The sequence below is a fragment of the Thiothrix caldifontis genome, from assembly GCF_900107695.1.
Classification (GTDB): Bacteria; Pseudomonadota; Gammaproteobacteria; order Thiotrichales; family Thiotrichaceae; genus Thiothrix; species Thiothrix caldifontis.
This window is the reverse complement of sequence record NZ_FNQP01000044.1, coordinates 1-11709: the sequence shown is the minus strand read 5'-3', so window position 1 is coordinate 11709 and position 11709 is coordinate 1. Positions and strand designations below refer to the sequence as shown.

Below are 11709 nucleotides of genomic sequence, written 5' to 3'. Positions count from 1 at the left end.
GAATTTTGTGTGAAATCTACGTCAAATTACTGATTATCCTCATCCAACACTGGATCATGCTCACCGGATTGTGGGAAATACCCCAGCGCAGCCTCACCAAAGGTGTTCAAGCCATTCAGGAACAGGCTTCCCATCTTGCCGCCTGCATCGCTGAGCGACGCAGCTTGATAAAATGCCTCAAGCAACTGGCAAAACTCTTCGCTTCTTCAACCGCTTGCCGACAAAACAAACGGAGGAAAAAACCTAATAATTGGATGAGATTACAGCAAGTTAGGGAATGGAGGGCTTAAAGTTGATGCGTATAGGGTAACAAATCTGAGGTGTTCACTCTATGAACACTGCCTGTGGCTTGGTTCATGTTGTCTTGATCTCCCAAATATTTGCCCCATCGGCCTGTTTGGTGATCAGGTCACGAATAAGCCGGGTATTACGGATGATCGCCACCGCTTTGTCGAAATGGTTGTCTGGCAGGTAATGCCAGAACATTATAGGGAGTGGTGAGTTATCAGCAGCACACAGTAGCCAGTCAAAAAGGTTAGGAAAAAGAAACGCTACGTTTTTGATTGTTATAGGTCGTTTTAGCGATCTGTCCGCAATGCCTTGGTCGATTTCTGCCGGGCAAAACGCTCCATGCTGGAATTACCGGAAGATTTGCCAGTGGAAGCAGAAGAACCTGCTTCCACTGCGGCGCAACTATCCCAGTGTTTGTTGCCATTAGTGCAACAGTTGCCTGACATTTACCGGGACACTTTGCTGGCAACCGATTTTGAAGGGCGTAACCTGCAAGCGCTGGCTGAAGCCGCGCCAGCCGTGGGCGCAAGTTGCTACGGGAGCGTGTGCTGGACTGTTGCGTGGTGGAATTGTCGCATTCCGGCAGCGTGATTGATTTTCACCAGAAATCAGGGGCGGAGAGCGTTACCGGCAGTGTCTAGCTTTGCCAGCGGCAATGACAGCAACAAGGCTGCCAGCACAAACCCGGCTGAAAACCACAAACAGCCTTCCAACCCATAGTGCTGATAGCTCCAGCCAGACAGCACCGTTCCTGCCAGCCGTCCGCCTGCATTCGCCATGTAGTAAAACCCGACCTTCAACGCCACCTTGTCATGGTCGGCATAGGCTAGGATCAGGTAGGAATGCAGTGCAGAATTGAGTGCGAACACCACCCCGAATAGCAGCAAACCGGTAATCAGCACCGTTCCCGCATTCCACCCTTGAGCCAGTGCCAAGGCGATACCGACTGGAACCAGCAGCAACACCAACGCCCAGAGTTGGGCAGCAGTTGCTCCCGGCGCATGTTCCTTCAACCGCAATAATACCGGCGCACTCGCCTGCACTACCCCGTAACCAATAACCCACGCTGCCATGAACGTGCCGACCTGCATGAAACTCCAACCTAGCACGCCCGACATGAACACCGGCACGGCGACCACAAACCACACATCCCGCGCCCCGAACAGGAAAAAACGCGCCGCTGACAGCCAGTTAATCGCCGCATTATTGGAAAACACTTGGGAAAACTTAGGTTTGGCTTTCGACTTGCCAATTTCCTCCGGCAACAGTGTCAATGTCACCAATGTGACTGTAAACAGCCCACCAGCAAGGATCAGCAACGCATTCTGGAAGCCTACCCCTTGTAACAAAGCCGCACCGAGGAAAAATCCCACCCCTTTCAGCGCATTCTTCGAGCCAGTGAGGATCGCCACCCACTTGAACAGCCGCGTATCCGCCCCTTTGGGGACAAGGGTTTTCACACTCGATTTCGCCGACATCTTGTTCAAGTCTTTGGCAATGCCAGACAGTGCCTGCGCGAACATCACATACGGTACGGAAAGCAGGTGGGTGGGAACCAGCATCCCCAACGCCACAATCTGCATCAGCATTCCCATGTGCATGGTGACATTCAGCCCTAGCCTTGCTGCCAGCCAACCGCCGACCAGATTGGTGACGATGCCGAAAAATTCGTAGAACAAAAACAGCATTGCCACCTGAAACGGCGAATAACCAAGCTGGTGGAAATACAGCACCACTAGCATACGGATTGCGCCATCGGTGAGGGTGAAGGCCCAGTAGCCGAAGGTAACGGTAAGGTAGTTGCGTAAACCTAGGTTCATTACAGGCTTGCCACTACTTTCGCGGTAAGTTCCATCATGCGGTTCATGTAACCCCATTCATTGTCGTACCACGCATAGATTTTCACCTGCGTGCCGTCAATGACCATTGTAGACGGTGCATCAATGATGGATGAACGCGGGTCGTGCTTGTAATCCACCGACACCAGCGGACGTTCTTCGTAACCGAGAATGCCCTTGAGGTAAGTTTCAGCCGCTTCCTTGAAATAGCCATTCAGCTCTTCCGCCGTTACTTCACGTGCTGCTTCAAACACAAAGTCTGTCAGGGACGCGTTCAATAACGGAATCCGTACCGCATGACCGTTGAGCTTGCCAGCCAGTTCCGGGAAGATTTTAGTGATGGCTTTGGCAGAACCCGTCGTGGTCGGGATCATGGATTCACTGCACGCCCGTGCGCGGCGCAAATCCTTATGCCCCTTGTCGATGATCGTTTGGGTATTGGTGATGTTGTGCAAGGTGGTCATGCAGCCGTGCTTGATGCCGACTTTTTCGTGCATGACCTTGACCACTGGGGCAAGACAGTTGGTGGTACAGGAGGCAGCGGTAATTAAGTGATGCTCGTCGGGCTTGTACCAGTCATCGTTTACACCGTAGACGATGTTCAACGCACCGTCCACTGGCGCGGCAACAATGACCTTTTTCACACCTTGGTCGAAATACGCCTGCAATTGCTCGGTTTTGCGGAATTTGCCGCTGCATTCCAGCACGATGTCGCAGCCTGACCAATCGGTGTCTTCGATGGCTTTGTTGGAGGTGTAGGCAATGGTTTGTCCATCAACCATCATATTGGCATCATCCGCGCTGCATTCCGGCTGCCATATGCCGTGAATGGAGTCAAACTTCAGTAAGTGCGCGGAAGTCACCGCATTGCCTGCAATTTCATTCACTTGTGTAAAAGTGAATGCTGGGTTGCCCCACGCTGCGCGGATGCCCAAACGTCCCATACGCCCGAAGCCGTTGATACCGATGGTTGCCATAGTTTTCTCCAAAGTCCGTTACAATGGGCTGGCATTATATACGTTTCTACGAATATAATTGAATGGCTGTCACAAAAAGTTCATTTTTCCTCCTGCCTGCGCAAGCGGGGTAGCTTCGCTATACTAGTTTTCCAGTTTGAGCAGCAGCGTAATAATGCCGACGATGAATCTTTTGTGAAAGCAAACACCAGTACCGTTCTATATTCACTTAAGCGTATATAATTATGCTCTTCGATTAATCAAGAGATGAGGTGTCACATGTTCAACGTCCTGTTCTTGTGTACGGGCAACTCTGCGCGTAGCGTAATGGGGGAAGTCATCCTTAACCGTTTGGGATTGGGTAAATTTAAAGCGTACAGTGCCGGAAGTCACCCGCGTGGCGAAGTGAATCCGCTAACTATTGATCTGCTCAAGCGTTTAAACTACGAAACCGCCGATTTGCGCAGCAAAGATTGGGCAGAATTCGCTACTCCTGATGCCCCCAAGTTGGATTTTGTCTTTACCGTTTGCGACAAAGCGGCGGCGGAAATGTGCCCAGTATGGCCGGGTCAGCCGATGACCGCACATTGGGGCGTACCTGATCCAGCGGAAGTAGAAGGTGACGAAATCACCCGTTTAGCCGCTTTCCGCGAAGCTTATCGCCAGCTTTACAACCGCATTGATATTTTCACCTGCTTGCCGATGAACACCTTGGACACGCTCGCCCTGCAAAAGCAACTGGATGACATCGGTCATACCACGCTTGCCCCGGAACAGGGAGCCTAAGCATGAGTACCCAATGTGAAATCACCGCGAAGCAAGCGGCTGGTGCGTCGATGGGATTATTTGAACGCTACCTGACCGTGTGGGTGCTGTTATGCATTGTGGTCGGTATCGCATTGGGTAGCTTATTCCCTGACTTGTTGCAAGCGATTGGTAATCTGGAGGTGGCAAAGGTTAACCTGCCCATAGCCGCGCTGATTTGGCTAATGATTATCCCGATGTTGCTGAAAATCGACTTTGGTTCGATGCGTGAGGTGGGGCAGCACTGGAAGGGCATTGGGGTGACGCTGTTTATCAACTGGTTGGTGAAGCCGTTTTCGATGGCATTGCTGGGTTGGTTGTTTATTCGTATGCTGTTTGCGGACTGGCTTCCGGCGGATCAACTGGATAGCTACATTGCTGGGCTGATTTTGTTGGCGGCAGCGCCTTGCACCGCGATGGTGTTTGTGTGGAGCAATCTGTCGAAAGGCGATGCTAATTTCACCCTGTCGCAGGTGGCGTTGAATGACACCATTATGATTTTTGCGTTTGCGCCGCTGGTGGGTTTGTTGCTGGGTATTTCAGCAATCAGTGTGCCGTGGGATACGTTGTTTTTGTCGGTGCTGATTTATATCGTGATTCCGGTGGCGCTTAGCCAAGTGTTGCGTCAGGTCTTGCTGGCGAAGGGCAAACTGGAAGCTACCCTGCAAACGTTGCAACCCGTTTCGCTGGCTGCGTTGTTGGTGACGTTGGTGTTGTTGTTTGGTTTTCAGGGGCAGCAGGTGTTGGCGCAACCGTTGATTATTTTATTGCTGGCAATCCCGATCTTGATTCAGGTGTATTTCAATTCGATGTTGTCGTATTGGCTGAACCGGCAGTTTAGGGTAGCGCATTGTGTGGCTGCACCTTCCGCGCTGATTGGGGCGAGTAATTTCTTTGAACTGGCGGTGGCAACGGCGATTGCGTTGTTTGGCTTCAATTCTGGCGCTGCTTTGGCAACTGTGGTCGGGGTATTGGTGGAAGTGCCGGTAATGCTGTCCGTCGTTGCTATCGTCAATCGTACACGCGGCTGGTATGAAGCCGGTTTAACAGGAAAATAATCATGAGTGATCAAAAAATTCCCTTACATGCTTCCATCGTCGCGCTGGTATCACTGGCGGCAGGCATTGCAGCAAAACACCCTGCAATGGGTTTGTGCCAAGTGCAGCGGCTGCGCTCCTTGGGTGTCTCGGAAGATCACATCCAAACAGCGGTAGAAATTGCCCGCCATATCCGCGACGAAGCGGCGCAAAAGCTGGATGCTGCGTTTGATGAGCAATCCGTTGCCGCCCCGGTGGTGGCAGTGGGCGGCACTTGCTGTACGCCGACGGCATCCGGGCAATCCTGTTGCTGACACGAACTGCATGAAATCTTGAATCTGTTCTTTTAAAAGAGTCTATAATTGATAGACTCTGTTCTTTTTCAGAAGGAAAGAAATCCGAGTTGACCCGTGTATTACTATACCCACGGCAACTGAGAATTCGGTTTTCCACCTCATCAGAAGAAACCCCACCTAACCTCCCCTTATCAGGGGAGGAACAAGAAACGGCGGTATCTCTTCGCTCCTCCACTGATAAGGGGAGGCTGGGAGGGGTTTCTATTCCCCTTCGGCTGCATCCTTTTCTGCATACATTCGTCTATCCGTATATAATAAAAAACGGCTGACGCTTTAGGAGATAACCGATGCAAGCTATCCAACAATTACGACGCTTTCCCGCGCAACAACCGCTGCTGTTCCTGCTGCTGGGAGTGGTGGTATGGTTTCTGCTCTACCGCTCGTTGATTCCGGCTTCGGAAGCACTGGTGGCAGCACTTCCCGTAGAACGTGACAGCCACCTTGGCGGGGCATTGCAGTTCTTTTTCTACGATACCCCGAAAGTCTTGTTGCTGCTTACGGGCATTGTGTTTGTGATGGGCATTATCCACACCTTCATCTCACCGGAACGAACCCGCGCCATGCTCTCCGGCAAACGCTTGGGCGTGGGCAATGCGATGGCGGCGACCTTGGGGATTGTCACCCCGTTTTGTTCCTGTTCCGCCGTGCCGCTGTTTATCGGTTTCCTGCAAGCAGGTGTGCCGCTGGGTGTGACGTTCTCGTTCCTGATTTCTGCACCGATGGTGAATGAAGTTGCCTTGATCTTGCTGTTCGGATTGTTTGGCTGGCAAGTCGCCGCGCTGTATCTGCTGATGGGCTTGCTGATTGCGATTTTCGCCGGGATGCTGATCGGCAAGCTGAACATGGAAGATCACCTCGAAGACTGGGTACGCAAGATGCAAAATACCCAATCCGCTGGCAATGTCGGTGCAAGCGCGATGTCATGGGCGGAACGCATCCAACACGGTTTCCAGCATGTGCGTGAAATTGTCGGCAAGGTCTGGCCTTACATCGTCATCGGTGTGGGTTTGGGTGCGCTGATCCACGGCTTTGTGCCAGAAGATTTCATGGCATCGTTCATGGGGAAAGATGTGTGGTGGGCTGTGCCTGCGGCGGTGTTGCTGGGCGTGCCGATGTACACCAATGCTGCCGGAGTCATTCCGATCGTACAGGCGTTGCTGGCAAAAGGTGCGGCATTGGGTACTGTGCTGGCATTCATGATGAGTGTGATTGCGCTGTCTGCACCGGAAATGATCATTTTACGCAAGGTACTGAAACCGCGTTTGATTGCCACCTTTATTGGTGTCGTGGCGACGGGCATCTTGCTGGTCGGGTATATTTTTAATCTCGTTTTGTAACTTACTGAATCAAGGAGTATTTCATGCAAATCAAAGTTCTCGGCACGGGTTGTGCCAACTGCAAAACCACCTTCAAGCTGATCGAAGACATGGCCAAAGAAAAAGGCGTGGCGGTGGAAATGGAAAAAGTCGAAGACCTGCCTTCCATCATGGGCTATGGCGTGATGTCCACCCCCGGCGTAGTCGTGGATGGCAAGGTCGTCCATGCAGGCGGCATTCCTTCCAAAGCGGCGATTGAAGGCTGGTTGGCAGGAGCAACAGCCGCAGCACCGGCAGCAGGTGGCTGTTGCAGCGGCGGCAAGTGCTGCTAAGGAGGAGTCTCATGAAACGCTTTCACGCTCATATTGCCGTTGACGACCTTGCCAACAGTATCGACTTTTACAGCAAGCTGTTTGGACAATCGCCAACGGTTGAACGTGCCGATTACGCCAAGTGGATGCTGGATGACCCACGCATCAATTTTGCGATTTCAGCGCGTGGTCATGCGGTCGGCTTAAACCATTTTGGCTTTCAAGCAGAAGATGCAGCCGAATTGCAGGAACTACGGCAACGCGCTGATGCAGCCGCCGGGGAAGCGGTGCTAGATCAGGGGGAAACCCTCTGTTGCTACGCCGCCAGCACCAAACATTGGACAGTAGACCCGTCGGGTATCGCTTGGGAACATTACCAAACGATGGGTGAAGTGGAGGCATTTGGCTCTGACACCGTTAGCCAGTCGGGGGGGTGTTGTGTGCCGGGCGTTGCCACCACAAGTGAAGCCTGCTGTGTTCCCGGCACTCAGGCAGGTGGTGGTTGTAACGGATGACAACACCAGACACCCACCATGCAAGCTATCAGGCATTCAACGCCTGACTTGTGGCATGAGCAATTCGTATGTTATAAGGTAGTAACTTTTACAAATTTGTAATGAATACTACTTTTATATGAATTGGCTGCTCCTCATTCTCTCGCTACCCACCGAAAATGCGACGGCGCGGATGCGTATCTGGCGTGCCACCAAAGCCTTGGGGTGCGCCAGTTTGCGTGATGGCGTGTGGTTATTGCCCAACAACGATACTACCTGCGTCCGTTTGGAAACCGTGGCGGATGACACCCGCAAATCCGGCGGTGAAACGTGGGTGTTGGCTATTCACACCGACTCGCCACAGACAGAAGCTTTTACGCTTTTATTCGACCGTGGCGCAGATTACAGTGCATGGCTGGATGACTTGGCGCAATTTGACCCGCTGGCAACCGATCTTGCGGCTACCCGCAAACAACTGAAAAACCTCAGCAAACGGCTCGCCACCATTACCGACACCGATTATTTCCCGCATCCATTGCAAGTCACCGCACACGAACGCTTACACACAGCAGAAGCAGCATTGCGCGGGCGACTGACAACAACCGAACCAGCCTTCCAGCAAGGCGAACCGGAACGGCTTACCCTTGCCGATTTCCAAGGAAAAACATGGGCAACCCGCCACGATTTGTGGGTAGACCGCCTCGCTTCGGCATGGCTGATCCAGCGTTTCATTGACTCGCAAGCGCAATTCTTGTGGTTGGACGATACCGCCGTTTGCCCCACCGACGCGCTCGGTTTCGATTTTGACGGGGCGCGTTTTAGCCACATTGGGCGCTACGTGACGTTTGAAACCTTGCTGCACAGTTTCGGGTTGGCTCAAAATGTTGGGCTGCAACGCTTGGCGCATCTGGTGCATACGCTGGATGTGGGTGGTAATGCGCCGGAAGCCGCCGGATTTGCGGTGCTGCTAAAAGGTTTGAAACACCGCGCCTCGAATGATGATGTGCTGCTGGCGGAAGGCGGGCAGCTCCTCGATGATCTTTACTGCGCTTTTTCCCTACCGGAGGATTCCCTTTGAGCGATACACCACAAACTGCACCACAAGCCCCAACCTTGGGTGAGGCATTTTTCTATTGGCTAAAACTCGGTTTCATCAGCTTTGGTGGCCCGATGGGGCAGATTGCGATGATGCACACCGACTTGGTGGAAAAGAAACGCTGGATTTCGGAACACCGTTTTTTACACGCACTGAATTTCTGCATGATCTTGCCGGGGCCGGAAGCGATCCAATTGGCGATTTACATTAGCTGGTTGATGCACGGCGTGGTGGGCGCAATCATGGCGGGGGTACTGTTCTTTATGCCTGCGTTTTTGCTGCTCTCGGTATTGGCGGGGGTGTATCTGGCGTGGGGCGATGTGCCGCTGATGCAAGGTTTGTTCTATGGCATAAAACCAGCGGTCGTGGCGATTGTGCTGTTTGCGGCGTGGCGGATTGGCTCAAAGGCATTGAAAAACAGTGTTCTGTGGGGTATTGCAGCAGCGGCTTTTATCGCTATTTTTGTGTTTGGGATCGGTTTCCCGTGGATTGTGTTGGCAGCAGCCCTGTTAGGTGTCATTGGTGGCAAAGTCATGCCAGACAAATTCAAAGGCGGCGGTGGGCATGGCGCATCGGATAAGCAATACGGCGCAGCGGTGATTGATGATCATACGCCCACGCCAGCACACGCCAAATTTTCGTGGGCAAAACTCGGCATTACCGTCACCGCTTTTATCGGCATTTGGGCGGTCGCTATGTTCGCGCTGAGTGGCAATCAAGCCCTGAGCGAGATGGGCAACTTCTTCACCAAAGCCGCATTTCTGACCATTGGCGGGGCGTATGCGGTATTACCCTACGTCTACCAAGGCGGGGTGGAGCAGTATGGCTGGCTGACGGGTGCGCAAATGATGGATGGTTTGGCATTGGGTGAAACCACCCCGGGACCGTTAATCATGGTCGTTACTTGGGTGGGTTATCTGGGCGGTGTGGCAAAAACAGTGCTAGCCAACCCGATTGCAGCGGGTTTTGCGGGGGCTGCGGTAGCCACTTTTTTTACCTTTTTGCCGTCATTCCTGTTCATTCTTGCGGTGGGGCCAGTGGTGGAAAGCTCACGTAATGACCTCAAATTTACCGCACCGTTGACCGGCGTAACCGCAGCAGTGGTGGGTGTGATTATGAATCTGGCGGTGTTTTTCGCGTGGCACACTTTCTTCCCGCAAGCCACCGGAACAACCCCATTTGCCGCACCGTTTGAATGGTTCGCCGTGGTGGTGGCAATCGGCGCATTTATTGCACTGTGGAAATACAAGGTGGATGTGATGAAGGTCATCGGCGTGTGCGCCGTATTGGGTTTGAGTTATACGCTGGCTATGGGAGCAATGTGAGTATGGAACGTACTAGTAAACCAGAATAACTCGGCTTGAAAGTGAGGGGCGGGTGTTGCTGATGCTTCACCCACCCAACGCTCATTGCTTGGTTTCATCTTTTGCTGTTGTTGCCGTTGCCGGAGCTTCTGCTTTCTGGCGCGGCGTGTAGCGTACCGTCATCGGCGCAGGCGTGACCGAAAGCACCACTTTCATGTCCTCACTGGTTTTGAAATCGCCCGTGCCTTTCAGCAGGTTTTCCTCCGCTGGTTCGAGCTTCACCTCGGTTTTGGTTTCACCGGAAAGCACCGTAGCAGTGGCGGTCATTCCCGCGCTGGGCTGGGCTTCATTGGCGTGGTTCATCACGTAAACCGTAAGTTCCTTGTCCTTGACCACCAGTTCAAGGTGGTACATATCCGTCATGCGGATTTGCCCATCGTGCGGGGATTTTTGGCTGTCGAGGAATTCATCGGTATGCGCCACGGCATAGCCCGCAAATAGCAGTGATGCCGCCAGTAGGGTGGTTTTAAACAGTTTCATGATTAGCTCCTTGTTGGGATAACAATTGGTTCAACGGTTGCTCGCCCCAGCGGTAAAACAGTACCGGAGTAAGCAGGGTATCCAGCAGGGTGGAACTGACCAACCCGCCGAAAATGACTAATGCCACCGGATGCAAAATTTCCTTGCCCGGTTCGCCGCTGGCTAAGATCAGGGGCAGCAACGCAAACGCTGCCACCAACGCGGTCATCAACACGGGTGTCAGGCGTTCCAGGCTGCCGCGCACGATCATGGGAATGCCGAAGGTTTCGCCTTCATGCTGTACCAGATGCTGGTAATGGCTGATTTTTAGGATGCCGTTACGGGTCGAAATCCCCGCCAGTGTGATGAAGCCGACCAGACTTGCCACCGACAGCGTTTGCCCCGCCAGCCACAGCGCCACCACCCCACCAACCAATGCCAGCGGGATATTTCCCATGATGATGAGCGCCAACACGCTGGATTGGTAACGACTGTACAGCACCAGAAAAATCAGCGTCAGGGACACCAGCGCCAGCATGGCAATGAGTTGGGTCGCTTCCTCTTGCGCCTGGAACTGCCCTTCGAGGCGGGTGAAATAGCCTTCGGGCAGCGGGAAAGCAGCCAGTTCGGCACGGATGGCTTGCACCACGCCTGCCATGTCCGCGCCATCAGCGGCATTGGCAGACAGCACAATGCGGCGGCGGCTGTTTTCGCGCACGATCTGGTTGGGGCCGCTGCTGTCTTCGATGCTGGCAATCTGCTGCAAGGGAATGTAACCAGAGTGCGTTTCCACCAGCAGATTGCGCAAGCCGTGGGCAGTACGGTCAGCGTCTTGCAGGCGGATCACCACATCGGCGCGACGGTTGTTGTCCAGCACTTGCGCAACGCTTGCGCCATTGGCAAGGGTTTCGAGGGCTTGGTTGATGCTGGCAGGGGTAACGCCGTATTGCTGCACCTTGTTGTAATCGACCCGTATCTGCAATTGCGGGATGCGCACCTGTTTTTCGAGCTGCAAATCGACCACGCCGGGAATCGCTGCCAAGCGGGTTTGCAGTGCCGTTGCCAAGCTGCGTAAGGTGTCAGTGTCATCACCAAACACTTTCAAGGCAATTTGCGCCCTGACTCCAGAGAGCAAATGGTCAAGGCGGTGTGAAATCGGTTGCCCGATATTGATGGAAGCCGGGATCACCGCCAATCGGCTGCGGATGTCCGCCAATACCGCGTCACGCCCACGTTCTGAAGGTGCTAAATCCACGTCAATTTCGCTGGAATGCACCCCTTCGGCGTGTTCGTCCAGTTCAGCGCGTCCGGTGCGCCGCCCGACCTGTTTCACCTCCGGCACTTGCAACAACAGGTTTTCTGCCAATGTGCCAATGCGGTTGGATTC

At 53.4% G+C, this 11709-nt stretch carries 15 protein-coding genes; 9 read left to right on the top strand and 6 right to left on the bottom strand.

The window, feature by feature from the left end:
- Nucleotides 1-26 precede the first annotated feature (26 nt).
- Nucleotides 27-185 (bottom strand): hypothetical protein, encoded by a 159-nt coding sequence (locus tag BLV87_RS19620; protein ID WP_175517813.1) that lies wholly within the window; start codon nt 183-185, stop codon nt 27-29.
- 169 nt (nt 186-354) lie between these two features.
- On the bottom strand, nt 355-486 hold the full coding sequence (locus BLV87_RS20015) for a hypothetical protein (RefSeq protein ID WP_281241363.1): 132 nt from the start codon (nt 484-486) through the stop codon (nt 355-357).
- A 144-nt stretch (nt 487-630) separates the two neighbouring features.
- Between BLV87_RS20015 and BLV87_RS18520 the strand changes: the two genes are divergently transcribed.
- Nucleotides 631-882, top strand: coding sequence for a hypothetical protein (locus BLV87_RS18520; protein ID WP_093071104.1), 252 nt, complete (start codon nt 631-633; stop codon nt 880-882).
- A 17-nt stretch (nt 883-899) separates the two neighbouring features.
- On the opposite strand, the gene arsJ is transcribed toward BLV87_RS18520, so the two are convergent.
- On the bottom strand, nt 900-2111 hold the full coding sequence (gene arsJ / locus BLV87_RS18515; protein ID WP_093071102.1) for an organoarsenical effux MFS transporter ArsJ: 1212 nt from the start codon (nt 2109-2111) through the stop codon (nt 900-902).
- Nucleotides 2111-3106, bottom strand: coding sequence for an ArsJ-associated glyceraldehyde-3-phosphate dehydrogenase (locus tag BLV87_RS18510; protein WP_093071100.1), 996 nt, complete (start codon nt 3104-3106; stop codon nt 2111-2113). Before BLV87_RS18510 ends, arsJ begins: the two co-directional genes overlap by 1 nt.
- A gap of 258 nt (nt 3107-3364) precedes the next feature.
- Here BLV87_RS18510 and BLV87_RS18505 point away from each other — a divergent pair, with 258 nt between their 5' ends.
- From BLV87_RS18505 to chrA, 8 genes are all read left to right on the top strand, one after another.
- Nucleotides 3365-3871: an arsenate reductase ArsC gene (locus BLV87_RS18505; RefSeq protein ID WP_425441589.1), complete on the top strand. Its 507-nt coding sequence runs from the start codon at nt 3365-3367 to the stop codon at nt 3869-3871.
- A 2-nt stretch (nt 3872-3873) separates the two neighbouring features.
- The gene (arsB, locus tag BLV87_RS18500) at nt 3874-4947 is read left to right on the top strand and encodes an ACR3 family arsenite efflux transporter (RefSeq protein ID WP_093071097.1); all 1074 of its coding nucleotides are present in this window, start codon (nt 3874-3876) and stop codon (nt 4945-4947) included.
- A 2-nt stretch (nt 4948-4949) separates the two neighbouring features.
- On the top strand, nt 4950-5240 hold the full coding sequence (locus BLV87_RS18495) for a hypothetical protein (protein ID WP_093071096.1): 291 nt from the start codon (nt 4950-4952) through the stop codon (nt 5238-5240).
- 329 nt (nt 5241-5569) lie between these two features.
- On the top strand, nt 5570-6619 hold the full coding sequence (locus BLV87_RS18490; RefSeq protein ID WP_093071094.1) for a permease: 1050 nt from the start codon (nt 5570-5572) through the stop codon (nt 6617-6619).
- A gap of 23 nt (nt 6620-6642) precedes the next feature.
- Nucleotides 6643-6930 (top strand): thioredoxin family protein, encoded by a 288-nt coding sequence (locus BLV87_RS18485; RefSeq protein WP_093071092.1) that lies wholly within the window; start codon nt 6643-6645, stop codon nt 6928-6930.
- An 11-nt stretch (nt 6931-6941) separates the two neighbouring features.
- Complete coding sequence (locus tag BLV87_RS18480; RefSeq protein WP_093071090.1) at nt 6942-7424, top strand: ArsI/CadI family heavy metal resistance metalloenzyme; 483 nt, start codon at nt 6942-6944, stop codon at nt 7422-7424.
- 118 nt (nt 7425-7542) lie between these two features.
- Entirely contained in the window at nt 7543-8481 is a 939-nt protein-coding gene (locus BLV87_RS18475) for a chromate resistance protein ChrB domain-containing protein (RefSeq protein WP_093071088.1), read from the top strand.
- Nucleotides 8478-9824: a chromate efflux transporter gene (chrA, locus tag BLV87_RS18470; RefSeq protein ID WP_093071087.1), complete on the top strand. Its 1347-nt coding sequence runs from the start codon at nt 8478-8480 to the stop codon at nt 9822-9824. The genes BLV87_RS18475 and chrA overlap by 4 nt, the downstream gene beginning before the upstream one ends.
- An 81-nt stretch (nt 9825-9905) precedes the next feature.
- On the opposite strand, the gene BLV87_RS18465 is transcribed toward chrA, so the two are convergent.
- Together BLV87_RS18465 and BLV87_RS18460 are read right to left on the bottom strand one after the other, a co-directional pair.
- Nucleotides 9906-10343 carry a hypothetical protein gene (locus BLV87_RS18465; RefSeq protein WP_093071085.1) on the bottom strand — a complete coding sequence of 146 codons (438 nt, stop codon included), beginning with the start codon at nt 10341-10343 and terminating at the stop codon, nt 9906-9908.
- Nucleotides 10330-11709 (bottom strand): efflux RND transporter permease subunit (locus BLV87_RS18460; RefSeq protein ID WP_139282231.1); only part of this gene is annotated, 1380 nt, incomplete at its 5' end. The genes BLV87_RS18465 and BLV87_RS18460, both read right to left, overlap by 14 nt.